Annotated in this window: 15 protein-coding genes and 1 pseudogene; 9 read left to right on the top strand and 7 right to left on the bottom strand. The window is 42.8% G+C overall.

Translation table 11 applies throughout. From position 1 onward, the window contains the following. The 6 genes from V5804_RS17345 to treF all read left to right on the top strand — a co-directional run. Nucleotides 1-508, top strand: a 508-nt coding sequence (locus V5804_RS17345) for a (2Fe-2S)-binding protein (RefSeq protein ID WP_369592675.1), incomplete at its 5' end; no start/stop codon positions are given. A gap of 6 nt (nucleotides 509-514) precedes the next feature. Next, nucleotides 515-1,993 (top strand): rubredoxin, encoded by a 1,479-nt coding sequence (locus V5804_RS17350; RefSeq protein ID WP_369592676.1) that lies wholly within the window; start codon nucleotides 515-517, stop codon nucleotides 1,991-1,993. Nucleotides 1,994-2,287: 294 nt separating this feature from the next. Then, a complete protein-coding gene (locus tag V5804_RS17355) occupies nucleotides 2,288-2,464 on the top strand; it encodes a hypothetical protein (protein WP_369592677.1) in 177 nt (58 codons plus the stop codon). Between the two features lie 348 nt (nucleotides 2,465-2,812). Next, on the top strand, nucleotides 2,813-3,406 hold the full coding sequence (tpx, locus tag V5804_RS17360) for a thiol peroxidase (RefSeq protein ID WP_369592678.1): 594 nt from the start codon (nucleotides 2,813-2,815) through the stop codon (nucleotides 3,404-3,406). An 894-nt stretch (nucleotides 3,407-4,300) separates the two neighbouring features. Next, entirely contained in the window at nucleotides 4,301-6,721 is a 2,421-nt protein-coding gene (locus V5804_RS17365; RefSeq protein ID WP_369592679.1) for a mechanosensitive ion channel domain-containing protein, read from the top strand. Nucleotides 6,722-6,919: 198 nt separating this feature from the next. Next, complete coding sequence (gene treF, locus V5804_RS17370) at nucleotides 6,920-8,482, top strand: alpha,alpha-trehalase TreF (RefSeq protein ID WP_369592680.1); 1,563 nt, start codon at nucleotides 6,920-6,922, stop codon at nucleotides 8,480-8,482. Nucleotides 8,483-8,561: 79 nt separating this feature from the next. Here the strand turns inward: treF and V5804_RS17375 are convergent, their stop codons facing one another. Together V5804_RS17375 and V5804_RS17380 are read right to left on the bottom strand one after the other, a co-directional pair. Further along, on the bottom strand, nucleotides 8,562-9,866 hold the full coding sequence (locus V5804_RS17375; RefSeq protein WP_369592681.1) for a vanadium-dependent haloperoxidase: 1,305 nt from the start codon (nucleotides 9,864-9,866) through the stop codon (nucleotides 8,562-8,564). 107 nt (nucleotides 9,867-9,973) lie between these two features. Then, the gene (locus V5804_RS17380) at nucleotides 9,974-12,010 is read right to left on the bottom strand and encodes a glycoside hydrolase family 65 protein (protein WP_369592682.1); all 2,037 of its coding nucleotides are present in this window, start codon (nucleotides 12,008-12,010) and stop codon (nucleotides 9,974-9,976) included. A gap of 391 nt (nucleotides 12,011-12,401) precedes the next feature. On the opposite strand from V5804_RS17380, the gene V5804_RS17385 reads away from it, so the two are divergent. After that, nucleotides 12,402-13,334: a hypothetical protein gene (locus V5804_RS17385; RefSeq protein ID WP_369592683.1), complete on the top strand. Its 933-nt coding sequence runs from the start codon at nucleotides 12,402-12,404 to the stop codon at nucleotides 13,332-13,334. 99 nt (nucleotides 13,335-13,433) lie between these two features. Here V5804_RS17385 and V5804_RS17390 read toward each other — a convergent pair whose 3' ends face one another. From V5804_RS17390 to V5804_RS17410, 5 genes are all read right to left on the bottom strand, one after another. Continuing rightward, nucleotides 13,434-16,727: an FG-GAP repeat domain-containing protein gene (locus V5804_RS17390; protein ID WP_369592684.1), complete on the bottom strand. Its 3,294-nt coding sequence runs from the start codon at nucleotides 16,725-16,727 to the stop codon at nucleotides 13,434-13,436. 151 nt (nucleotides 16,728-16,878) lie between these two features. Then, nucleotides 16,879-20,181 carry a VCBS repeat-containing protein gene (locus tag V5804_RS17395; RefSeq protein WP_369592685.1) on the bottom strand — a complete coding sequence of 1,101 codons (3,303 nt, stop codon included), beginning with the start codon at nucleotides 20,179-20,181 and terminating at the stop codon, nucleotides 16,879-16,881. A gap of 218 nt (nucleotides 20,182-20,399) precedes the next feature. Then, on the bottom strand, nucleotides 20,400-21,947 hold the full coding sequence (locus V5804_RS17400; RefSeq protein WP_369592686.1) for a RagB/SusD family nutrient uptake outer membrane protein: 1,548 nt from the start codon (nucleotides 21,945-21,947) through the stop codon (nucleotides 20,400-20,402). Nucleotides 21,948-21,957: 10 nt separating this feature from the next. Continuing rightward, nucleotides 21,958-24,945 (bottom strand): SusC/RagA family TonB-linked outer membrane protein, encoded by a 2,988-nt coding sequence (locus V5804_RS17405; protein ID WP_369592687.1) that lies wholly within the window; start codon nucleotides 24,943-24,945, stop codon nucleotides 21,958-21,960. A gap of 119 nt (nucleotides 24,946-25,064) precedes the next feature. Further along, nucleotides 25,065-25,217, bottom strand: a complete 153-nt coding sequence (locus tag V5804_RS17410; RefSeq protein WP_369592688.1) for a hypothetical protein — start codon at nucleotides 25,215-25,217, stop codon at nucleotides 25,065-25,067. Nucleotides 25,218-25,471: 254 nt separating this feature from the next. Here V5804_RS17410 and V5804_RS17415 point away from each other — a divergent pair, with 254 nt between their 5' ends. Both V5804_RS17415 and V5804_RS17420 read left to right on the top strand, forming a co-directional pair. Then, nucleotides 25,472-26,467: a LacI family DNA-binding transcriptional regulator gene (locus tag V5804_RS17415; RefSeq protein WP_369592689.1), complete on the top strand. Its 996-nt coding sequence runs from the start codon at nucleotides 25,472-25,474 to the stop codon at nucleotides 26,465-26,467. Nucleotides 26,468-26,718: 251 nt separating this feature from the next. Further along, nucleotides 26,719-26,976: pseudogene (locus V5804_RS17420) on the top strand (hypothetical protein); the annotation flags it as partial.

Genomic DNA, 26,976 nt, shown 5'->3' on the forward strand with positions numbered 1-26,976 from the left:
TTTAAGCGGCGATATTGCGGCTTTTTACCAGGGCAGCTTGCTGATGAACATCATTAAAATCCATGGTTTTGATTTGTGCAGCATCGGCCTGACGGAATGCCCCGAAGGAAGCGGTTATGAAGAGATTGTGTTTATTGACAAGGCCAAACGCTATTACAAAAAGTGCATCGTTTACCAGGATAAATTGGTTGGCGCAATTTTGATCGGCGATAAAAACGAGTTCCAGGAGTTTAAAGAACTGATTGCCAGCCAGACAGAACTGAGCGGTAAACGCCTGCAATTGCTGCGCAGCGGAAAAAAGGCAGAACCGGTGTTGGGCAAATTGGTGTGTAGTTGCAATCATGTGGGCGCCGAAAACATCTGCCAGAAAATCAAATCCGGCTGTACCGAATTGAAAGAACTGAGCGCGGCAACCGGTGCCGGGACAGGTTGCGGCTCTTGCCGGCCGGAAGTGAAAAGGATTTTGGAAGAATATTTAGAGGACAACTTGTTGGAAAAAGCAGTGTAAAAACCAATGGAAGAAACAAGCGGACATCTGATTAAAGTTAACCTGCCGGGCGGCCTGATTTCGCCGGGCGATTTGCAGGAAGTGCTGGCTATTGCCGAAAAATCAGGCGCAGGCGAAGTGGTTTTTGGCAACCGCCAGCAACTTTTTTTCAGGGTAAAAGAAGCATTGCTGGAAGACCTGCACCACGAACTGCTGATGGCCGACATCCATTACGAAGTTGATGCCGACGAACACCCAAACATAATGAGTTCGTATGTTACCGATGATATTTTTGACCATCCGGGCTGGCTGCGCGAAGGGGTTTACAAAGATATTTTCGACCTGTTTGATCATCGCCCAAAACTCAAGGTCAACCTGGTGGCCGCCAACCAAACCTTTGTCCCGTTTTTTACCGGCAACCTCAATTTTATTGCTTCCGAAGTGAGCAACTACTGGTTTTTATACGTCCGCTTTCCCAAAACCAACCAGTTGTATTGCTGGCCGTCGTTGATTTATTCCGAAGATATCCCCGCTTTAAGCAAACTGGTTGAAAGCCAAATTTTGGATAACCGCAACCTGTTTTACGATCAGCCCGACATCAACGCCAAGGCACTGCTTTACCAAAAAATTGTCGGTAAAAACAGTATGCCCGTGCAGCCCATACCACAACCGCTAAAGCTGCCAGAATTTTCTTTGCCTTACTACGAGGGCTTTAACAAGTACGGAAACAACAAATTGTGGCTGGGCATTTACCGGCGCAACGAAACTTTTGCCATCGCCCTTTTAAAAGACATTTGTAAATTGTGTTTGAAAACGCGTGTCGGCCAGTTGCACATTACGCCCTGGAAATCTTTGCTGGTGAAGGAGATTGCGCCTGCCGACCGCCACTTTTGGGGCAAGATACTGGACCAGCACCGCATCAACGTGCGCCATGCCTCCAATGAACTGAACTGGCAGTTGGAAGACAATTGTGCCGAAGGTTTGCACCTGAAGCAGGAATTGGTAAAAGCTTTTGAGGCAGCCGACCTGCGCACTTACCGCCTTTGTTTCGCCATCAAAACACATTTAAAGTCGGGTTTATTTGGTTCGGTCATCATCCGGAAACGGCCTGCGCCCGAAACGGAAGCACCGTTTGAAATTTTGCACACGCCGGATTTCAACCCCAACAACAAAACCCTCATCGTTTACAAAAGCCATTTAAAACAGGAAGAACTTGGCCGCGAACTGATTGCTTTGTGCGATAGTTATTACAGTTTATCGGCTTTAGAAGAACCCATCGCCACAGAAAAACCTGTTGCAGAAAGCGTTTCAAACGCAGCCACGTACTTCGTTTACCAGTGCAAAAACTGCCTGAGCCTGTATGATGAAGCCTGGGGCGACGAAGCAAACGGCATTGCGGCCGGGACCGGTTTTGCAGCTTTAACCGCTTACCCCTGCCCCACCTGCGACTCGCCAAAAGAAGATTTTGTGCGGATAGAAAGGGCAGCGGCGGTTTTTTCGAATTGATGCGGGTTTAAGAAAAATGGTTGCTGTTGCCTTTGTGCTTCTTGTTTTTGTTGCGGTGAAAGGGCCGTTCCTAATGCTTCTTTTACCGGCATAAATTAAGTGGGTTGAAAATAAAAGCTTCTTGTTTTTGTTGAATTTGCCAGGGCCGCTTGCAAGGTAGCCACCCAGGAGCGTGGGGAGGAATGCCGCCCGGAGGCGATCCGGCATTCTTGAATTTTTGGTTCTTTTTGTTCAAGCAAAAAGAACGTAAAAACATGGCAACGACCCGTTACCGTTGCGCAAACCTGCGGTTGCTTGTATTCGTTCTTTTCCCTTGATGGAAAAGAACCAAAAGATCAAGAACGGCTGATCGCTCGTCCGCGCACCCGTTCGGCCCTGCCCGCCTGGGTGCAGACCTGCCGCTTTGGAATGCCAGCGGTTATCTTGCGCTTGTTCAACAATCTTTTTCAAATGCTTCTTTTATCGGCATAAATTAAGTGGGTTGGAATGCAGCTTTTTTGTTTTTGTTGAATTGCCAGGGCCGTTTGCAGGTATGCGCCCAGGAGCGAGGGGTTGAATGCCGCCCGGAGGCAATCCGAAATGCTTGAATTTTTGGTTCTTTTTGTTCAAGCAAAAAGAACGTAAAGACAGGGCAACGACCCGTTAAATAATAAAGAAACACACCCCTAACCCCTCTCGAGAGGGGAAGCATGGTGGTTATCCTTCTATAAAAACAGGAGCCGACGCCCCATCAAATATGTTTATCAAAACACAAACCCCCGCACCCATCTTCTACGTTTATCTGTTACCTTTGCCCATCTCAAACTAAAACTAAACGCTATGACAACCCCAACCACAACCCGTTTCCGTAAATTGCTGTTGGCAGCTTTTGCCAGCCTGTTGGTGGCCACGGCTTCTTTTGCCCAAAACACAACCGGCACCACCGTTACGCTGGGCGGCAAACCCGTGCATACCGTTGGCAAACTGCCTGCCGTGGGCACGCCTGTTAAAAACTTTATTCTGGCCGGCGTTGACCTTTCCGACAAAACCCTGGCCGACTATAAAGGCAAGTACGTGATCATGAACATCTTCCCGAGTGTAAACACGGGCGTTTGCTCTAAATCGGTACGGAAATTTAACGAAGATGCGGCCAGCTTAAAAAATGCAACCGTATTATGCATCTCTAAAGACCTTCCCTTCGCCCAAAAACAGTTTTGCGGTGCCGAAGGCATCAACAATGTGGTGATGCTTTCTGATTTCCGCAGCGATTTTGGAAGCACCTACGGCGTACAAATTGCCGACGGGCCGATGAAAGGTTTACTGAGCCGCGCCGTGATTGTGGTTGACCCAACGGGCAAAATTGTTTATGAAGAACAAGTGCCGGAGATTGGCCACGAACCAAACTATACGGCCGCCATTGCAGCGATAAAATAAGGTTTATTGGTTTCAGCATAAGCTGGCCGGTGATTAAAAAAGGCACAAGTTTCCGCTTGTGTCTTTTTGTTTGCGGTTGTTTGGCACCGGTGTTTTCTGCCTAAAACAAGGCTTTTGGCTAAATGTGCAGAAACTTTGTTTGTTTCTGGCCATGCTTCTTTTATGCCGGTAAAAAAGATAAAAAAACACACCCCTTGCCCCTTTCGAGAGGGGAAATATGGCGCCTACCTTTCTAACGTTTAGAAAGGCGTCGTTTGCAGGTTCCCCTCTCGAGAGGGGCCAGGGGTGTGTCCTTAATTTTTATGCCCTAAAAGAAGCATCCGGAATTGAGTTTAAAAAACTTCGAGATAAAAGAAGCATCGGCAATAGCTTGCACAGGGATGTTATTTAAACTGATTCTTTTGTCAGAACAAGGCTATTTACTATGGCTGCAATTCATCCCCCTGGCCCCTTCAAAGGGGGAAAGTACATCGCCTACCTTTCTGACGTTTAAAATCTGGAGATGAAAAAGTAAAAACCCTGGCTCTCTTTCCTCTTCTATAGGGGAAGCCTGTCGCCTACCTTTCTAACGTTTAAAATCTGGTGATAGAAAGGTATGCGCCCTGGCCCTTTTCCCCCTTTGAAGGAGGCCAGGGGGATGACTTTGTTTTTTACCCGATAAAAGAAGCATCGGCAATACCTTGAATAGGAATTAAACCATCGCCAAAACAATCGTCAAAACCGATTCTGTTCAACAATTAAATGTACCCTTTACAATAGTTACCGTGTATAACAGGTTTGAAAAAAGGGCTTGGCTTTCCCGGTGTTGGAATAAAACGGTAGCGCAACTATCTTCGCCCTAAGCTTTTTTCCACATTACCGGGTTTAAAAATCCGATAAAAACAAAAACAACCTATGTTTAACCCATTCAAGCCGGTTTATATTTTTCTGTCTGTTGTGCTGCTGCTTTCATCCCTGCAAAATGGACTGGCGCAAAACAAAAAGGCAAAGGCGCACCGCTCGGTCAGGGATTCTCTGCGCGAAAAAGTGTTGGAAAGGGATTCCGTGATCCGATCTTTTAAACACTCAAAAAGTTCGTTGAACCTGCTTTTGGGGAAGATTGAAGATTATAACAGTGCTTATACCGAGATCAATTCGGATTTTTCCAAAGGTTTCGATACATTGGATATCAGCCAAAACCTGCCCCAATTAGAAAGGAGGATGGGCTCGATGCGCACAATCATCAACAACTCGACTACGTATGGAAACCTGGTTACGATACGCAGCATGATTGACCACCTGAAAGACCAGTTGGGCACCTGGCAGGACCAGCTTACCCTGTATAACAACCAGCTTGACAAAGCAGGCGCCGATATTGCAGAATTTAAAGCAGATTCTACTTTGCGCACCGCCCCTGCCGACAGTAGTTTGCGGGAAAGAAGCCTGATCCAGGTAAACGCATTGGAAAAAAAGTGGGCAGGCTTGGACAGCAGCACCGAAAAATCAATGATCAAAATCGGGCTGCTGGAAAACCGGGTTTCTTCGCTTTCTATTTTGATGATTGACCTGGACGACAGGATTGACCTCAGGATCCATGAATTTACGGTCAAGGCCATGACAAACGAGTATGGCTTTATCTGGGACATGCACCAAAAGGAAAGTAAAAACCGTTTGGATTCTGCCCTGGTCAAAACCTATAAGCTTAACACAAGGCTGTACAGATACTTTTTCACCAGCAAATCAAACTACTGGCCGCATTTGATAAGCGTGCTGTTGCTGATCGGTTTTTTAATTTGGATAATTTATAGCAGGCAAAAGATCAAAAAGCTTAACGAAGGTTATCAAAGCATTTTCAACCAAACCCATTACGTTATAAAGCACCCGCTTTTGTCGGCCCTTACGGTGACCAGCATCCTGTCGCCTTACTTTTACGATCATCCTGCACAGGTTTTTTCGCACACCATGCTCCTGGTTATGATGGCTTCTATCGGCTTGTTGATCAAAAATTACTGGCCGAAGCCCTTGTTTAGCTTTTGGGCCATGCTGTTTTTAGTGGCCATAATTTATTGTATCAGCAGTCTATTGATTCAAATAACTTATGCCGACAGGATTATCCTGCTGTTGCTGTCAGCCTTTATTATTTATCACGCACTTAGGCTGATCCGGCAGTTAGAAAATTCATCGGCAGCTTATCCGCCTTATACCGATGCCATCTTAAAACTGTTTATCGCTTTGCAGGCCATATCGGTTCTGTTAAATGCGGCAGGAAGGTTTAGCCTGGCCAAAATAGTGGGGGTTACCTGTACCTTAAACCTTTGCCTGGCCATGGGCTTTTACCTTTTGGTGCAAATATTAATGGAGGGCCTGTTTTTACAGTTGGAAGCCGGCAAAACGGACAAAAGAAAAAACGCGTCCTCTTACTTTGATTTTAATGCCTTGCAAACAAAGATCAAAGCCAATATGATAAAAGCAGCGGCCTTGCTTTGGCTGGTTGCATTGGCCAAAAACCTCACCATTGATGATTATATTTACGATGCGGCCAGCGATTTTTTAAACCGTCCCTACAAGTTCAGCAGTACGGCCTTTACGTTTCGCAGTGTGCTGATCTTTATGGTCATTATTTGGATATCCGGTTTGCTTGCCCGTCTCATCAGTTATTTTTTTGACAACCCCGAACAGCAAACCTGGCTTACGCCGCAGGCCAAAAAAACCAGGTCTTCTATTTTACTGATCCGTTTAACGGTATTTGTGGTTGGCTTTTTTGTGGCGATAACGGCAGCCGGCATCCCGATGGACCGAGTAACGATCATCATCGGTGCCTTGGGCGTGGGTATCGGTTTTGGTTTGCAAAACATCGTGAACAACCTGGTATCGGGCATCATTTTGGCGGTAGAAAAACCGGTACAGGTAGGCGATATTATTGAAGTGAGCGGGAAATCCGGCACGATTAAAGAAATAGGCATCCGCTCCAGCAAAATTGAATGTGGCGATGGCTCGGAACTGATTGTACCAAACGGCGACCTGATATCCCAGCATGTGGTAAACTGGACGCTGAACAACAACAACCGCCGGGTCGAACTTTTGGTGCGGGTTGCTTACGGGTCGGACGTGCTGAAAGTTGAAGAGATCTTGCGCACGGTGATTGCCAACCGCGAAGACATCATGAAAACACCGGAACCTTCTATCTTTTTAAACAACTTTGGCGAGAAAGCCATTGAGTTTAGGGCCTGGTTTTGGGCAGCAGAGATCACCCGTTATTTAAGTTTAAAAAGCAGCGTGATGGGCGATATTTATACCGAGTTTGCCAAAGAAGGCATCGAAATACCAAAAGGCTGAAAAGGAAATGCCTTTTCTGAAAAGCTATTTAACTTATTTTTTGAATGCTTCTTTTACCACTATAATTTCGGGCTGTAACCATACCCTACAAACCACACTGATTTTTAGGTGATAAAAGAAGCATCCGGAAAATTGGCAGAAAGAAATTAAAACAGGTTTGTAAATTTGCACTTACCTCATCAGCCTAAACCGACATTAATGAAAAAGTTTTTTACCGTATGCATTGCCTGTTTGATTTTTGCCCTTACCCAGGCGCAGCAACTTTCACCGGCACAATTATTCCCGGGCTTGTTTCAGGCAGTGCAGCTTTCAGGCGTTTATCCTGACAATAAAACTTTTGTTGATGCCCTCCCAAAACAATATCCCGCAATTATTTTAAAAGCCTACAACCAGCAAAAAAACAAACCGGATTTCGACCTGAAACAATTCGTGGATGCTTATTTTACTGCGCCCGGTTCTAGCAGCAATAATTTTACGAGTGATATTAAAGCCGGCATTCGCGAACATATTGACACGTTGTGGCAGGTGTTGTACCGAAAACACAATGCGGTTCCTCCCTATTCTTCTTTAATTGCGCTGCCGTACGATTTTATTGTTCCTGGCGGCCGTTTCCGGGAAGTTTATTATTGGGATTCTTACTTTACGATGTTGGGTTTAAAGCAAAGCCACAAAAACCAGTTGATCAAAGACATGGTGGACAATTTTGCTTATTTGATTGACCGCTTTGGCTTCGTCCCCAACGGAAACCGCACTTATTATTTAACCCGTTCGCAGCCGCCATTTTTTGCCATGATGGTCAGTTTGCTGGCAAAAATTGAAGGCAATGAAGTTTTAGTTCGTTATCAGCCCGAACTTTTAAAAGAATACGCATACTGGATGAATGGGGCGGATAACTTAAAAAACGGGCAGGCTTTTAAAACTTCTGTCAGGCTGAATGACGGAACTTTATTAAACCGCTACTGGGACACGAGCGACCAGCCGCGGGAAGAATCTTACAAACAAGATGTAGCAGCAGCCAAATTAACCAAACAAAAACTGCCTGATTTTTACCATAATATCCGTGCCGCCGCTGCTTCCGGCTGGGATTTTAGCAGCCGTTGGTTTGATGCTTCCGGCAAATTGGAAACGATCCAAACCACCAATATTATTCCGGTTGATTTAAACTGTTTGCTGTTCCATTTGGAAACCGTAATTGCACAATCTTATGCCTTACAAGGAAACACAGTGCAAAAACAGTTTTATCAAAACAAAGCGGCACAACGGAAACAAGCAATTTTAGCTTATTGCTGGGATGAAAAAGCAGGTTGGTTTATGGATTATAACTGGAAGCTGCAGCAGCTTTCTCCGGTTGAAACCCTTGCCGGCGTTTTTCCATTGGCGTTTGGGCTGGCTTCAAAAACCCAGGCGGAAAGTGTAGCGCAAAAATTAAAAACTAAGTTTTTAAAATCCGGCGGTTTGGTCAGTACCGTTAACCGTACAGGCCAGCAATGGGATGCGCCAAACGCCTGGGCGCCTTTGGAGTACATGGCGATTGACGGGTTGGAAAAATACCAGCAAAAAGAACTGGCCAAAGAGGTGGCCGAAAGATGGACCGGCATCAACAACCGGGTTTTTGAACAAACCGGCAAATTAATGGAAAAGTACAATGTGGTGGATACGGATGTAAAAGCAGGCGGCGGCGAATATCCGTTGCAAGATGGTTTTGGCTGGACGAATGGTGTTTTGCTGGATTTGATGAATAGGTATCATGTTAACCCTTAAATTGTTGGATGCTTCTTTTATCGGGTAAAATTTGATGGCATAAAAGAAGCATTCGGGATAATTATTGGATTAAAAAACATCACTTCTTCATCACCAATTTATCCACCACCAAATCCCCTACCTTTTTCCCATATTCGTGTGCAACCGTGCAGGAATTATGAAAATGCAAACCGCCGTAAAAGCGTGCCCAATTGTTTTCTTCCGCAGCAGCCCGAAAGGATTTATACGACCGGCTTTTGATGCCAAACTCTAGTTCAGAAGTATCGCGGTAAGCTAAATGATCGCCATAAACACTGGTTAAAGCCTCGGCAGCAGCAGAAGAAATGGTCGAGTGGCCGCACGTATATTCTGGGAACGGAGGCGTTTGCAAGTGCGGGCGCCAATCGGCATTAAAAAATTTGGTAATTACGGTTTCCGGTCGTGCGGTGTTGTAGAAATATTTGGCGTCCCAGCATTGGATAAAGGCATCAAACAAAGCAATCGAAGTTTTGGCAAAACCATAAACCGTCGTCGGGAAATCAGCTTTGGCATTTTCGGCAGCAATTCCGGCAATGCTCATCCAATGGCCGGGCGGCGAAAACTTTTTGGTGATGTACTGCACGTGGCCCATGACATTTAATTTCCCCGGGTTATCGTCCCAAAAATCAGCAATCTCCTTTTGCTCTGGCGTTAGTTTGCCGGTAACATCCAGCATGTATTTCACTTCCTGGTAATACTTACTGTTTTTATCACTTATATTATAAACCGGCGGCGGAGGAACGCGAAACTGACTGGCGCTGTCCATCAACATCGGCCTGATTTCCTGCCAGTGCGACTCTACGGCTGCGGCATACGAAGGCGGCGTTGGTATCCATCGGCCGGGAATATTGCTTTTGACCGAATATTTAGAAGCGCTGCGGGTTTCTAAATAATTATCGCCTTTGCTCCATTTCACAATCGCCGCAGTAACCTGCTTGGCATAAATTTCGGATGCGGCAATCATTTCATCCGGCATCCCGTGTTCTTTAGCCATCGTATGCAAACTATCGGTATAATATTGCATGCTTCCTTCGGGAAAAGTAACCGTTTGCCCAACGCCGCAAAAAGCCAGTAACGCAGCATATTCAAAGTCTATTTTTTCGCTTGCTGCGGGTTTTGGTACATCTTTTAAGCCATTTAACTGGCCACTTAAAGAAGTATAATGTTGCGGGTTTCCGGCAGCAATTACTTCATAAGCAGCAATATTGGCATAAGCGTAGTTTCTGGAAGCAACAACCGGCGTAAAGTTATTGCCCATCACAATACTGTTCAGTTCGTGTACCGTGCGGCTGTACATGGCCGGGTCGTGCAGGATTTGTTTGTAGTCGTTTTTTTTGCAGGAGGACAAAACAACAATTCCTGTCATAAAAAAAAGAAGGCGTTTCATGCTCATTTAAAAATTTGATAAAAATTTGCCTGCTAAAAGAAGCAGGCAAACAGTTGGAGTGAATATGGAAAATTGTTTTTTCAATTTTATTTAACCGTATAAGTTTTATGTTCAGTGCCCACGCCTGTAATCGTTAACGATTTCCATTGTGCAGGAAGCTTGCTTTTGACTTGCGTGATACCAGTTGGCGTAATATCCAATCCGCCAAAACCCATCAGCAAACTTTGAACGATGCCGCCTGCACCCGTGGCAAAATAAGGGTTTGTTCCGCCTTTCGTTTCTGCAATTACCCGGAACGGCGGCACCAAATTTGGCTCGTAAGATTCTTTAAACCAGTGGTAGGCCTTTTCGCCGTCGCCCAAGCGCGCATACAACAAGGCAAAAATAGCTTGCGTCATGGCTGGTGTCCCTTCATTCGGAATCCGTGTTTCATAATAACTTAAGTCTTTTTTAATCTGTGCCGGATCAGTAATTACTTTCAGCGGATAAGGAAGCAGGTTTACATCGCCTTGCTTTATTCCTTCGCCGTGATAGGAAGCATGTTCCTGCGTTACACCATCAGCCATTTTTAAGATCGGGATATTTTGTGCCACCAAAGCCCAGTCTGCATTGGCCGGAAATCCTAATAATTTAGCTGCTGCCGCTGCGTTTTGCAGGTTTACTTTTGCGGCGGCGTTGGTAAAGGCATTGTTATCTACGTTTTCTGCCCATTCATCCGCAGCAACTACATTTTTGATGTCGAAATGCCCGGCTCCGTTCCGTTCTACCCGGCTTGCCCAAAAATCGGCCGAGGCAGAAAGGATAGGCCAGCCGCGTTCGCGCAGCCAGGTTTTATCTTGTGTTACACAGTAATAATTCCAGGCCGCATTGGCCACGTCGGCAGTGATGTGATGTTCAAACGGACCACTCAAAGCCCAAACCGGCGTTTCTTCTACGCCCGTTCCGGCACTTTCCCAGGGGAACATCGCTCCTTTAAAACCGTGGGAAAACGCATTTTTTCGTGCGGCATCCAACCGTTCAAAACGGTATTCGACCAATGATTTGGCAATTTCGGGGTGCAAAACCAGCAAGGCCGGGTACATCCAAACTTCGGTGTCCCAAAAAACGTGGCCGTTATAACCCAAACCGGAAAGCCCCATTGGCGAAGGCGAAAAAGCAGTTCCGGCACGCGAAAACGAGTACAAATGGTACAACATGCTGTGCACATCCTGCTGGGTTTGCGCGTCGCCTTCAACCCAGATGTCGCTTTTCCACAACTCATCCCAGGCCTGGTTATGAAATTTCAGCAAGCGGTCGTGCCCTTCCAACCGTGCAAAAATGGTTAAACGTTCGGCTTCGTTCAGCGGGTCATCGTGGTGGACAGAAGTAATGGAGTATCCAACCACCGAAAAAGTATAAGTTTCCCCTGCCTTCAGGTTTTTGCTGAATTTCATCAGGTGCATGTTGCTGTCCCACATTTCGTGGATGACGGCTGGCTCCTGTCCGTGCGGTTCATTAAACAAAAAACTGGTGGAAGCGCAAAGCTGCAATTTCCCCGTGGGGCTTTTGGCAGTAGAAGTAAGCAGCTTCAACGTTACATGCGGCCGGTCAATCTCGTTGTAATAATTCTGCACATCGCGCAAAGCATCCGGTGCTTCCATTACGCTGGCAGGGGTAATGGTGATGTCTTTTTTGGCTGTGATAGAAATATCCATCAAAACCGTAAACGGCAGTTGGCGCAGCGAATAGTAAGTATATTTTACCGTTGCATCATCACCATAAGAAAAAGTAGTGGTAAAAGAAGCATGCTGCATATCCAGTTGCTGCTGCATGTTGCTGACGGCTTTGGCATCCAAACGTTTTCCGTTGATGTCCAAATTCATGTTCAGCAGGTTGAAACTGTTGAGGAAATTGCTCACGCGGCCTCTTCCGTACTGATCGTAAACCCCGGCCAGCACCACGTTTTTCACTTTAAAAGGTTCGGGGGAAGAAACAATCCCGATCGTGCCATTGGCAACGGTAACGCCAAAATAATTTGCAGGGTCAATTTTATCGGCGGTGATACGCCAGGGGTTTATGTTTTGAGCAAAGAGTTTGGGCTGAAGCAGGTTTAAAAGAAATAAAACAAACAGAACTTTTTTCATGGATTTGCTACAGGCATAAAAGGCAGGTTTATAATTAGTATTTTGTACGATTAATTAATGCTGCTTCAGGTTATTAAATAATTGGTTGGGCTAAGTTAGGCAAGAAATTTTTGGTATCACAATATTAGGAAATTTAAAAATCCGGCAAACGTTTACGAAATGCTTTACTGTTTATCACACCCCTGCTGTTTGTGCTATGGTTTTGGCTGGTAAACCAACTGGATTGGTATCATTTCTTCAATCCCGGGTTGATGCGTTACAGATTGTTGATGCTTCTTTTATCACCTAAAAAACGGTAATTCGCAGTTAAATTATTGTTGATTATGCTACATGGCAAGTATCTAAAACTGATGCTTGCTTCATTTCTATCCTAAAAACATTGTTGCTGTTTATGCTAAAAAGAATTTTTGCCGGTCTGTTTTTACTGCTCGTCCTTGTTTTGGCAGGTGTGTACTTTTTAATTCCAACCGAAATTTCCATCAATAATATCACCGTAAATACGAGTGATGCACATGCCTTTCAGTTTTTAGCGCACCAAGAAGAGTGGAAAAAGTGGTGGCCCGGAACTGCTGCTTCGGATTTTGAATACCAATACCACAACCATTTGTACACGATAAAACAACTTAACAATGATGATGTGGTTTTGCTGATCAGCAATCCCGGCCTCAGCCTAAATACGCAGCTTTCTTTTATGGCTACCGATGCAGACAAAGTAAAGCTGAACTGGAGCAGTGTTAAAACGAGCAGTTTAAACCCAATCAGCCGTTTTACTGCTTATTTGCAAATGAAGCGGGTTAAAAAAGACATGAATGCTATTTTGCTCCATTTTAAGCGTTTTGTAGAAGACGACCGGAACGTTTACCAAATGGACGTGCGGATTAGCAAAGTGAAAGATCCGATTATTTTGGCCACCAATATTATAATTCAGCAATACCCGGAAATGAAGCAGGTTTACGCTTTGGTTGATCAATTGAAGCAGGAAATCCGGAAACAGCAAGCCAAAGAAACCGACGCACCAATGCTCAACGTACACCAAACGGATTATAAAAAGTACGAAGTAATGGTTGGAATCCCGGTAAACAAAGCAATCCAACCGCCAAAAAATATGGTGGTCAACAAAATGGTTTTAGGCGGAAATATTTTGGAAACGACCGTAAAAGGCGGAATAAACACCACGCGTAATGCCTTTAAACAGTTAGAAAAATACAAAAAGGAACATAACCTTGTTTCGCCCGCCATGCCTTTTGAATCCTTAATTACCAACCGATTTAAAGAAAGCGATACGGCAAAATGGGTTACCAAAATTTACTATCCAATTTTTTAGTTTTATTTCAGCGGCACCAGCTTTAATTATTGATGCTTCTTTTATCAGCCTAAATTTAAAACTTCAACACCAATTTTATGCCGGTAAAAGAAGCATCGGCTAATGCACCAGCAACAGTTTTCCATCGTAAGTCATCAGCAGCATAGAAGTTATATTTTTTGTTTTGATGGGATACAAATACGTTACTTCCTCAAAATTAAAGGCCGGGCTGACCCAATAATTGGGTGCCGAAAATTGTTTTTGTTTGGAATCATAATTCAAACCGGCCAAGCCTAAAGCATCGTATTTTCCCTCAAAAGGGATCACGCCCCAAAAGTTTCCGTTGATCAACAACCCGTTATTTGGCATAGAAACCATCGAACGAATGGGTGCTTGTTGATATGGATAAGGCAATTTTCGGTAAGTTTTTGCATGTAAAATATCGCTGATAAAAATACTGCTGAAAATATTTGCGCTTAGTTTGTGCGTTTCATCCAGACGGTCTTTAAAAATTTCGTCGGTTGTTTTATCCGCCATTTTTTGAAAACTCAGCCACTCTTTTTTAATATACGGCAACTCCTGCTCCAAATCGTTTTTTGGCCGGAAAGGATAATATTTGCCCTGAAAATTGTAAGACAAGATCAAGTCATTCTTGCCTTCGCGGTCAATATCGCTGTTGTAAGCAAAAAGCGGCGTTTCGGCGGTAACGTTGTATTTATTGTTTAAGCCCCAGTTTCCGGCAACCAAATCCAATTTTCCGTCCTGGTCCACATCGGCAACAGCAGCCGTTTGCCACCAGCCTTGCAAATTTTCAAGAACCGGCAAGTTAAATTTGGAAAGCTGTTTCCCATCGTTTAAAAAGATTTGGATCGGCTGCCATTCTGCTGTAACCACCAAATCCGGTTTTCCATTGCGGTCAATATCTGCCGAAATAACGTCTGTGATGTAAGGAATTTGAGTGATTTCCTGGTACTTTGTTTTAGCAGCAATCTCAAAATTCCCCTTTCCGGTATTCAGCAAAATTACTTGCTGCGCAGGTGCAGTATAATCCCGAAAGGAAATACTTTTGGAGAGAAATACATCTATTAAGCCATCATTGTTAAAATCGTACAAAAACATTTTGGTGAAGTACCCCGGCATTTTCGGTAGCGGCTGATACGCAAACCGATAGTTGCCTTTGTTGATGTACAAGCGCGGCGACATGGTTTTATCATTTTCCAAAAACGGATGGTTAGCGGTAGCAACAATTAAATCCAACAGGCCGTCCCGGTTTACATCAACCCATTGTGCGTCGGTATCGGCAGCTTCCTTAAACTGGTTAAAAGCAGGCACAACAACTTTTTTAAAACCTCCTTTTGCATCATTTACCAGCAAGTATTTCTCCTCGCCCGCTATCCCGCCAACGTAAATGGCATCAAAACCATCGTGGTTAATATCGGCAACGGCAATGGCCGGCATATGCGGCAAATACGAATGCGGCAACAAATAATAGTAATTAAAATCGGGCGTATCAAAGGTTTTTACATCGGCCAGCAACGTTGCCGTGCTTTGTTTATCGGTAAATTTTTCGGTTGGTTTTAAAAATTGCCGAACCAAAGCTGCTAAATCATCCGTTGTTTTTACCAGCCTGGCATCATAAACCAACGTTGTTTTTTGGTTGAATTTGAATTGATGAATAGTTTGATAAGAATTATCCGGCCAAATAATTAACAACTCCGAAGGTTTTTCTTGTCCTGTAAAAGTGAACAACAAATCCGGGCTTTGTCCGCTTTCAAAAGCATTACTGGTTTGTACCTCTTGGTGGTCAACCGTTTTGCCTGATTTTAAAAACAGTTTCGCGCCAATGGCATCTACGTTGTTTGCTTTATATTTTAGGTTGAAGTTGAGAAATGCAGGCTTGTTTTGCGCGCGGTTTTCCATCGTTGTGTTTTGATAGATTGAAGCCGGACTGTCCATATTATTGGTAACAATTTCCAGATCGCCGTCGTTATCCAAATCCACGGCAATAGAACCGGCAGAAATGCCTGGCTCGGTCATGTCGTTTGTGGCAGAAAAATCCGAGAATTTTAAATCAGCTTCGCCATGATAAAAAACGTTATGTACGGCACCGTTCGGCATCTTGTCAATCTTATCCCGATCGAAACGCCGGTTTGCCAAAAAATCTTTGGTAAAGCCCGGCTCGCCCAGATATTTCAGGTAATCCATATCATTAAGCCGCTTTTTGATACCGTTCGAGAAAAACATATCTTTCCTTCCGTCCATATCAAAATCCTGCACCAGAGGCGACCACGTCCAATCTGTTGCCGAAACGCCGGCATACAAACTCATGTCCATAAACTTTTTGCCATTGGCCACATTTATTTGCAGGCAGTTTTTAGAATACTGGTAATAAAAACCGCTGTTTACTTCCTGGTTGTAAATATCCAGCGGTTCATCGTTAATGGTTGATTTGAGGTCTTTGATGTTTTCGGGAAGCATATCGGTCGTCAGCACATCCAAGTGTCCGTCCTTATTGACGTCGCTCAAACTGTTGCCCATCGAAAACAAACTGGTATGCCCGAACGCGCTTTTTAGCTGCTCTTTAAACGTGCCGTTGTGCTGGTTTACGTAATAATAATCCTGCTCAAAAAAATCGTTGCTCACGTAAATATCGTCCCAGCCGTCGTTGTTCAAATCGCCCACACTCACGCCTAAACCATAACCAATCGGTGAAGCATAAATGCCGGAAGCTTGGGTTACATCGGTAAAATGCCCGTTATCGTTTCTGAATAAATGGTCGCCGGCATCGTGGCTGTATTTAAAACGCTGGGTAGAATCGCCGTACGTATCGTTGCTATGGACGGATGAAGTGAGCAGGAACATATCTAAATCACCGTCTTTATCATAATCGGTAAACGATGCCTGGGTAGAAAAACCTGAAAAATCAAGCCCGTATTTAGCGGCGCTTTCGGTGAAAGTAAGGTTGTGGTTGTTGATGTACAATTGGTTTTTCCCCTTAAAACCTTTATAATTAGCAACTACCGAAATGTAAATATCTTTATAACCATCGCCGTTGATATCTACAATAGTTACGCCGGTTTTCCAACTTCCTGTTCCGGCAACGCCTGCTTTTGCGGTGATGTCTTCAAACTTTAAGTTGCCTTTGTTTAAGTACAATTTGTTGGATTCCTGGTTCGATACAAAATAAAGGTCGGCCAAACCATCGTTGTTAAAATCAGCCGAAGCAACACCAGCGCCATTATAGAAATACAAGTAATCCAGGATGTTAACCGAATCTGTAGCTGTATTTTTATTGACGAAATTGATATGGGTTTGCGAAGGCGGCAACAGCTTAAATACCTTTTCGCCTGCTTTTTGCTTTTTGCAGGAGCAGTAAACCAATAACAGTAAACCGAAGATCAATAATCGTTGCATAAATGATTTTAAGTGCGCGGTTTTGTTTTTTGTTGGATTGATGCTGATGCTTCTTTTATCACATAAAAATTGGTGAAGGGCAGTCAGCTTTCAGCCATGAACAATCTGCCATTAACCTATCTATTTTTATGTGCTAAAAGAAGCATTCTAATTATTGCGGTTGAAACGCTTTTAACGGTTCATCATTAATCCCAAACAAATAGTATTTTCCGCCTTTGTTATTTTTGATGATTAAAGATGAACGTACTTGTCCGTTTAGTTTCAACCCACTTTTTGCCGGTTCTACGTATTTAAACCCGTTTTTATTATATTGATAAAAAAGCCCGTAGCTGGCATCCAAACGGCCAATCTCGGGTTTAAAACCATAAAAATTGCCGCCCATCATCATGGTTTTTGTGCCGTTGTTGCCGATGTCATCACACAAAATGGTATTAATGCAGGATAATTGGGCACGAAAAGGAAAAGGCTTGCAGTTAAAATGCCCTTTACCATCATTAACAAAAACTGCCGAAGCCAAATCATTCACTTCATGCACTTCGGCCTGGTTTAACATTTCATCGGTAAAAACTTCCTTAAACGGTTTGCCGGCGTAACTTTCGTACCGTAAAAAACGCTTTTTAAACAGCGGCATTTGCCCAACCAAATCCTGGCGCATGTTCAGCGTGTATTCCACATGGTCTGTTTTATACATCGAAGTAACACATTCGCGCGTGCCGTTTCCGTCAAAATCTTTAATATAAATTTTCATTGGCTCGGTAACCGAAGCCCGGAATTTGGAGTTTAAACCTAAATTCCCGGCAATAATATCCAAGTTGCCATCACCGTCCACATCGGCAACTTCCAGACTGCACCACAAACCTTTGTAATTTTCCAATTGCTTGTCTTCGGTAAATTTCCCGTGGTTGTTCATCAATTTTTTGATACCCATCCAGTTGCCGGCAATGATCAAATCCAGAAAACCGTTTTTATCTATATCCACCCATTTTGCTGCGGTAACCATGCCCAATTTGGTATTTGCGCCCAGAACTTCTTTAGAAACATCTTTAAAATGACCCGTGCCATTGTTCTGGAAAACATAAGAATTTGGGGACGAACCATAAGTGCCGGGTACGCTCCGGCCGCCGATAAACAAATCTAAATCGCCGTCTTTATCATAATCGCAGGCAATAACCACGGAAGCATTGACAGCAGCATGAATTGTTTTATCCATATTTCGGTGAAAGTTGCCTTTGCCATCGTTCTCAAAGAAGCGGGGGAAATAAATCGGCGTACCTGCTTCGTCGGCATTTCCGCCAACACCAACAATCAAATCTTCATCGCCGTCGCCATCAAAATCACCGAACGCTGCCCCTGCAGTTTCTAAGTAAGATTGCTTTTTAAAATCTTCAGGAACGTATTTTTTAAATTTCCCGCTTTTTTGCTGCACATAAATAGCCGCTGCCGTGCCTTTGGAACTGCCAAAATAAAAATCCTGCAAACCATCTTTGTTGATATCGCCAGCAGCCATAAAAGGGTTTTCCATCGAAAGCCGCTGCTGCATCAACTTCTCGTTATCAAAATCAATAAAATCATCTTCGGTATGTTTTGGGATGCTGTCGAACAAACTTTTGGCAGTTTCTTTCAATACTGTTTTTACCGGTGCTTTTTTAAAGTTGTAAGTAGCCAAAGCATTTTTGCCGTAAAAAGTATAGCATTTGTTGGCTTTCAAATTTTTAACCGTTTCGTATTTGCCGCCCGGCCAAATGATCTGTACCGAATCAACCATCGTGTTTTTACCTAAACCAATGGTTAATAAATTGGGCGAAGTACAACTTTGGAAACCGCGCGTTGGCTGGTTGTAATAAATTTGGGAAGTATTTTTGTTGAACACTTTGATGGTTGTACCGATGCCGAAACGGTTTAAACCTTGCTGCTGCAGCTTTACCTGCAAGTAATGGTTGCTGTTTTTATCGGTATTATTTTTGTAGATGAAGGGCGGCATGTTTACGTTGTTCACTACCAGATCGTTATCGCCGTCGTTATCCAGATCGGCATAAGCAGCACCATTGCTAAACGAAGGCTGATCCAAACCAAAATCAGCAGCTTTGTTTGTAAAAGTAAGGTTTTGGTTGTTTAAAAAGCCGTAGTTTGGAATGGGCGTTGATTTCATTTTATCCGTAAAATCACGAAAGTTAAATTTCTTTTTCTCGCTCACCTTGTCCATGTTTTCGCGGTTGCCCAAAAACTCGATGTAATCCTGGTCCGTTAAATCTTTATAAATTCCGTTGGAAACAAAAATATCTTTCCAACCGTCGTTGTTCATGTCAAAACTTAAAGCGCCCCAGCTCCAATCGGTAGCGGCAACACCGCTGGCAAAAGCAATTTCAGAAAAAGTATTGTCGCCGTTGTTTAACTGCAAACAGTTTTGAGAATATTGGTTAAAATAACCGTCGTGTTGTTTTAGCTTGGTCACATCGTACGATTCAAAAGAAGTCATCTTTTTCAACCGCAGATCGCCTTCGGGCAACATTTCGGTGGTAAAAATATCATACTGGCCATCGTTGTTGATGTCGGCAATATCAGAACCCATCGAAGCCAAACTTAAATGGCCGGTTTCTGCCTGGATATCTTCTTTAAAAGTTCCGTTTTTTTGGTTGATGTATAAATAATCGCATTCAAAAAAATCATTGGAAACATAAATATCCGGGTAGCCGTCCTGGTTCATATCCGCCACCGAAACACCCAAACCAAAACCAATATCGCTGGAGTAAATGCCCGCTTCTTTGGTGATGTTGGTGAAGTGTCCGTTATCATTTCGGTACAAACGTGCCCCGCCCAATTTATCAACCATGCTTCTCAAATTCGAGCTGAAATCAAAAGAACCGATCGGCCGGAAAGAATTGTTTAAAACGAAGCAATCCAAGTCGCCGTCATTATCCATATCAAAAAAAATGGCCTGGGTAGATAAACCGCCGTCAACCAAACCGTATTTTTCGGCTTCCTCCTTAAAAGTACCGTTGTGCTGGTTGATGAAGAGTTCGTTTCCGCGCAAATCTCCGGGTTTATTGCCGCTGTGGCAAACGTAAATATCCAGCCAGCCATCGCCGTTGATATCCACCATCGTTGCGCCGGTGCTCCAGTATTTGGTGCCTTTAACGCCTGCCTGGTCGGTTACTTTTTTGTATTTCCAGTTGCCCTGGTTCAGGTAAAGCTGGTTTCCGTTTTGGTTGGAAGTTAAAAACACATCGTTCAGGCCATCGTTATTAACATCGCCGATGGCCACGCCGCCACCGTTGTAAAAGTTACGGAAGGTAAACACATTTGTTTGGTTGGTTTCGGTAACGGTGTTTACAAAATCAATGCCTGTTTCGCCATTATCCTGCAAAGTAAATAAAGTGTTTTTTTTGCCGGAACAAGCGGAAAAAGCAAACCATAAAGCGGCAAAAACACAAATCAGAATCTTCTTCAGTATCATATATAACAATAAACGTAGCGATTTTACCGCTACGTTTAAAATATTAGGAAATAAAAATTAATGACTAAATGCTTGACCGTCCTGTTACAAACATTGCATCAGCAATACTTCTTTTAGCACTATAATTTAAGTTTTACAATTATTAAAAATACACGCCTTACTGTTTTTACCTGCATAAAAGAAGCATACAGTTAACCTTAATTTTTAAGTAAGGCCTGTTAATAGCCGGCATTTTGTGTAAGGTTTGGGTTAGAATCAACTGCACGTTGTGGAATTGGGTAAACGGTACGTGATTTATCAGATGCCGAAGGCCGCTGGTCAACAGGGTCATTAAATGTTCCAAATCTAATCTGGTCGTTCCTTCTCCAGCCTTCCCAATACAATTCGCGGCCTCTTTCGGCCAATAAAGCTTTAGCATCAAGTGCGGTTAATTCACTTGCCCCGCGTGTTGTCCTGATGTTGTTAACTATTGCAAGTGCGGTTTGACCGTTAGGATCAGTTCCGCCTCTCATAATAGCCTCGGCCTTCATTAACAACACGTCCGAATATCGCAAGAGAACATAAGTATTGGTTGCATAATCATCATTTACAGAACCATCTGCTTTTGGTTGAGGAAAATATTTGATCACCCTGATGCCTTGGGCTTCTGTAGAATAATTTAAATCAACATTGGGTGTAAAAATTAATGGGGAACCGTTTCTTTGAGTTAAGGCAACATGGCCGGGGCCATATTGCTGCCCGAGTAAAAATCCGGTTGTTAAACCGTTTAGATTAGTTAAACCTGGGTACGATCCGCCTATACGTTCATCTTTAGATTCAAAAGTTTTATAAAAATCAGCAAGTGTAGTAAAACCGTTCCAGCCACTTGGACTTTGGTTGTAGTGCATAACCATTCGCCAACGATTGTGTGCATTGGCAGGGGCGTTTGAAGATGTGTTTACTAAACCTAATATAATTTCCTGACTAAGTGTTGAATTATTCCAAGAGAAATTATCAAAATACTTGCCTGGGCCCGTTAATTGATAGCCGGCTGCTATTACTTTATTTGCATAAACAATAGCTTTGTTCATGTCGTCTGCAACAAAAGTAAAAGGCCCGCCAACGGCAGAAGCTTTGTAAACAGCCTTGTTTAAATAAACTTTGGCCAGCAATGCGTCTGCAGCAGCTTTGCTTGCATGCCCCGCAACAGCAGCAGTACCTAAATTGGTGTCTGCATATTCTAAATCTTTGATTATAAAATCTGTAGCATCGCTGCGGTTGTAAACAATCGGGTTTGCATCCGAAGAGGCTGACGGATCCCTAAAGGGTGCCTTGCCATATAAATCAACAACTTGGAACATAAAATAAGCCCTTAAAAAACTGGCTTCCGCTTTATTTTGAGTAGAAACACCGGAGGTATTGATTACCTGTGTTGCGCGGTAAACACCTGTGTTCAATTCATCCCAAGTATCGCTTACCTGTTGGTGAAAGGCATCCCATGTATGTGTATGTAGTTTACGCCACACACCAAAATCACCCCAATCTGTACCTCTGGTTGGACCCATCATTTCATCAGTTGGGTGTTCTTGCAAAGCATAAGTATTTGCCTGGTTTGTTTGCCCGTTTAATTGGGCATATACACCGTTCAAATCAGAAGCAGAGCCTGCGCCACCAGTGGAAACTGATTTTGACCCATAAAGTTCTTCGTTCAACTTGGTACAACTCGTGGCAGTAAATACAAGTCCTGCCATAGCAATCATTCCTATTTTCGATGTTAAATTTTTCATGTTCATGTATTTAAAAACCTGCGTTTAAACCAAATGTAATTGTACGTGCTTTAGGGTAAGAAGTGTAATCTATTCCTCTTGAAGGTACATTGTTAATTTGCTTATTAGTATTAATTTCAGGGTCAAGACCAGAATAGTTGGTGATCAGGAGTAAATTTTGGCCAGTTAGGTTTAACCTTAAAGTTTTGAAAGTTTTACTGTTGTTTAAATTAAATGTATAACCCAACGTAGCATTTGAAAGACGTAAAAAATCTCCTTTTTCAAGCCAGCGTGTTGATACCTGTCCTGAGTTTAACGCATTCTCATTGGTAAAAGCCACATCAGTTGTTACATTATGGCCGGTTACTAAGTTACCTCTGTAAAAATAAGCATTGGCTGTATTGTTATATACGTAAAAACCAGTTGCAGCATTCAGGAAAAAACTTAAATTCCATTTACCGTAACTAAAGTTGTTGGTCAAACCTGCGGTAAACTTAGGCAAAGCACTTCCTTGTAAAGTGGCCGCATCAATACCATTAGGATAAATTGCAAAACCTTTCGCATCCAAACCATTGTATTGGGCAACTTTAAATGTAAACAACGGGTAACCATTTTGTATTACCTGAGAAAACGCACCTGATAAGCCCTGCCCGTTTATTGCACCGGTATTAACTACCCGTTGGGCAAAATTCTTTACTGTATTCTTTAAGATGGTCATGTTATAGGCAATATCCCAAGTAAACTTATTGCCTTGTACAGCAGCAAAATTTAAACCTAATTCAAGCCCTTTGTTTATATTGTTGCCAGGTAAATTGATCCATTGTCCGGGAGAAGGCGCAGGAGCTGAGAAATACTGAAAGAATAAAAGGTCTTTTCCGTTTTTGTTAAAGTAATCAATACTACCTGTTAACCTGCCTTTTAAGATTGCAAAATCAATACCTGCACCGTATTGGGTGGAAGTTTCCCATTTCAAGTCAGGATTTGGAGAGTACAATAAAGTTGTACTATTGTTACCAAAATTATATTGGTTTACGGCAAGGGATTGATAAGCAGGGAATTCTTGATTACCTGTTTTACCATAATTTAAACGCAGGCTTAGATCATCAAATAAATTTTTTGGGGCAAAACTTTCATTCATTATTTTCCATTTTACTGCCAAAGCAGGAAAGGTAGCATACTTATGGTTTGCACCAAATTTAGATGAACCATCTGTACGTACTGTTGCAGTAACCAAATAACGGTCTTTATATGAATAATTAGCCCGGCCGTAAAACGACTGTAGCTCGTATTTTGTTGAATCACCATAAATAGGAACTCTGGTGGTAAAGTTGTTAATATCTTTTACCAACACATTTGGAGTAGTTGTATTTGACCTAACATCATTACGGCCATAGTTTTTAAATACCTGGTAAGAATAACCTCCCAAAACGGTTAAGGCACTTTTATCTTCCCATTTCTTATCATAAGTTAAAGTATGTTCTGTAATTTGCGAACTAAGTGTAACATATTGTAACTGGCCACGGCCGCTTCCAGTAATTGCAGCAATTGATTGCCCCCTTACGTTGTCTGATTCTGTGTAACCTGCTAAATTTGGATCGTAAAAAGTTTTTCTTAAAGATGTTGAATAATCATTGCCAAAAGTCCCTCTGTAGCTTAAATCCTTAGTTAACTTTAACGTAGCACCAAAGTTTCCCAAATACCTGTCAATGTTATCTTTATCATCTATTTGGTTTAACATAGCAACCGGGTTACGGTTACTGCCATCAAAGTAATAAGTTCCGTCAGGGTTTTTTACCGGATAGGTTGGGTTTAGCGTTAATGCTGCCCCTATCAAACTTCCCTGCGCCCCTGCGTTATCTGTAATTGGTGCGTATGTGTTTTTTACGTTTGATGCCAAAAAGTTCAGGTCAAATTTTAACACATCTTTAAATAAAGATTGGGATGCGTTTATACGGCCGGTTAAACGCTTTAAAGCTGATTTTTTAACAATACCATTCTGATCGTCGTACCCAAAAGAAGCCCTGTAAGTAAAACCTTGTTTATTTGCACCGCCAAAACCTAAAGTATAGCTTTGGGACAGTGCTGTACGAAAAATCTCTTTCTGATAATCCACATTTGCCCCTTTATTAATCGCTGACGCATCGGCACCAATGCCGTTAACTGCTTGTACAAATTGTGAAGCATTTAATAACTTATATCTGTTTGCGGTAGTAGCGACAGTGGTATTAGCTGAAAATTGTATTCCCTGCCCTGCCCGGCCTTTGCGGGTAGTTATCAATACAACTCCGTTTGCACCACGAGACCCATAAATAGCAGAAGCAGAGGCATCTTTTAAAACAGATATATTTTCAATATCGGCAGGATTTAAAAATGAAAGCGGGCTTCTTGCCGATGATGAACCAAGAGAGCCTGTTGTAGCTCCTGATCCCGAATAGGTATCGTTAGTAATAGGAACTCCATCTATTACATACAATGGGTCATTACCTGCCCTGATTGAACCAGTACCTCGGATGTTGATAGAGGCACTTCCACCAGGTTCGCCGCTTGATGGAGTTACCTGAACACCTGCTATCCTGCCTTGTATCAATTGGTCGGGTGTAGATATAATACCTTTGTTAAAATCCTTAGGGCCTAACGAAGCCACAGATCCCGTTGCATCTTTTACACGCTGCGTACCGTAACCGACAACTACCACCTCATTTAAGGCATTCATTGTTGACGTTAAGGTAACATTAACATTATTTGATGCCGGAATGGAAACTTCTTTGGTAGTATAACCGATGTAGGAAACCACCAAAGTAGTGGCCGAAGCCGGGACCGTGATCCTGAAACTGCCGCTTGCATCGGTATTGGTACCCGTGGTGGAACCTTTTACAATAATGGATACGCCAATTAAGGCTGATTTGTCTTTGCTATCGGTTACTCTACCGGTGATTACCTTGTTTTGCGCCATTACCGGCTGTACAACAAAGCAGATCAGGGCAAAAAAACCAAGTTGGAGTAGTCGTTTTAATTTCATAAAGTTGGGTTTAATTGGTTTGATAATTAATACAGGATAAAAGAAGCATACTGTTTTTATGCCTGTAATTTTAGTGCGGGGATAGGGTTAGGTACGCGTTTTTTTTCATTTTTTTAAGTTTAATTTACAGATATGGTAGCCAACGCAAGCAAAACGCCTGCTGACGGAACAACATGAACAGAACCTTTGCCCGCCCGTAACCCGGCACACAAAGGCAGGGTTGGGTTTTGCAGCAGCATTGGGATGACGATAAACACATTAAAAATGCTCATGTTAAAACCAATTTATTGTAAAAGTTGATGATATAAATTTTTATAAAAACAAAACTCTTACGGCTATAAAAAGCCGGATGAGGATTCGAATTATTACTTGAACTGATATTATATTATATATTGACCTAATAATTGGTGCTTCGAAGATAGAAAAAGCAACAATAATTTTACAATGGCTTTGTTATATTTCTTCTGCACCTGTTTCCGCAAACGTTTGTTGTTTAAAACTTCTACCTTTATATGCCCTTTTACTTATGAAACCCGAAGTAACCTTAAAAAAATTGGCAGAGATGCTTAATTTAAGCGTGTCCACTATTTCCAGGGCATTGAAAGACCATCCCGACATATCTACAGAAACACGCACGAAAGTGAAAGAGCTGGCTTCCGTTTTAGAATATGAACCCAATGCCTATGCCATCCATTTGCGTACCAACAACAACAAGGAATTTGGCATTATCGTTCCTGCTATTTCCAGTTATTTCTATCGTTCTTTCATCAGTTCGGTAGAGGAAGAGGCCACGCGGTTCGGCTATTCTGTCATTATCCTGCAATCTGGGGATGACCCGGTTTTGGAACAGAAAAACCTGAAAAAATGCAAACAAAACCGGGTAAGCGGTATTTTTGCGGCCATTACTTCAAAAACAGAAGATGTTCAAAGTTTTTTAAAATTAGAAAACCAGCAGATCCCCGTTATTTTTTTTGATAAAGTGCCCGCTTTTGAAACCTGTAACAAGGTTTGTGTAGCAGATGGTTTGGCAGCAAGCATGGCAGCAGAAGCGTTGATCCTGAAAAAAAAACAATCGGTTTTGTCTATATTTGGAAACAAAAACCTTTCTATCACTAAAAGGCGCTTAAAAAGCTATACCGATACTTTCAAAAAATATCAAGCCGGTACAGAAATTTTTACTTTTCATGCCGGCAATACCGAAGAAGCTTTTCAAATTGTGCTCGAAGCTTTTGCCGGGCCAAGCAAACCGGATGCTGTTTTTTGTATGACCGATGAGATTTTGGCCGGGGCAATGAAAGCCGTACAGAAATTAGCGTTGAGGTTTCCAAAGGATGTAGGCATTATCACGATTAGCGACGGCTATTTGCCTAAAATCTATTACCCGGAGATTACTTACACAGAAACCAGCGGCCATAAATTAGGAAAACTGGCTTTTAGCAGGATGCTGGCCTGTATTGCAGGCAGTACCGTGGCACAAGAATTAAGCATAGACTCTAAGTTGATTGAAGGTGGATCTTTGTAAAAACAGTTATTGGTATTACCGAAATTGTTGGGCCGGAACCAATTGGTTATTTAAATTGAAAGCTGCAATGGGTTGAGCCTGTTTAACTTTATCCAAGAAATAATGCCAATGCTTCTTTTATGCCCATAAATTTGGTGGATTATCTGGGTACAGAAACCAAAAAAAGACAATGATTTTTAGGTGGTAAAAGAAGCATGGGCAAAATTTGAACAATACCTTTATTTTGAAGTACAGAAAATAATTTAGAAGTAATGAAACGTTTTACGAAGCCTGTCCGAATTTTAATTGGGTTTTTATGGATTTCCAGCACCGCGTGCGCGCAACAGCACAAATTGCCTGATTGGGCTTTCGGCGGGTTCAAAAGGCCTGCCGGCATAAACCCGATAATCTCCCCTGATCCCGGCGCCATGTTTATGGACCCGATCCTGAAAAAAGCCGTTGCCTGGGAATCCAACGATACTTTTAACCCGGCAGCAGCAATTATCAATGGTAAAGTTGTGGTTTTATAC

This window comes from Mucilaginibacter sp., from assembly GCF_041088075.1.
Lineage (GTDB): Bacteria > Bacteroidota > Bacteroidia > Sphingobacteriales > Sphingobacteriaceae > Mucilaginibacter_A.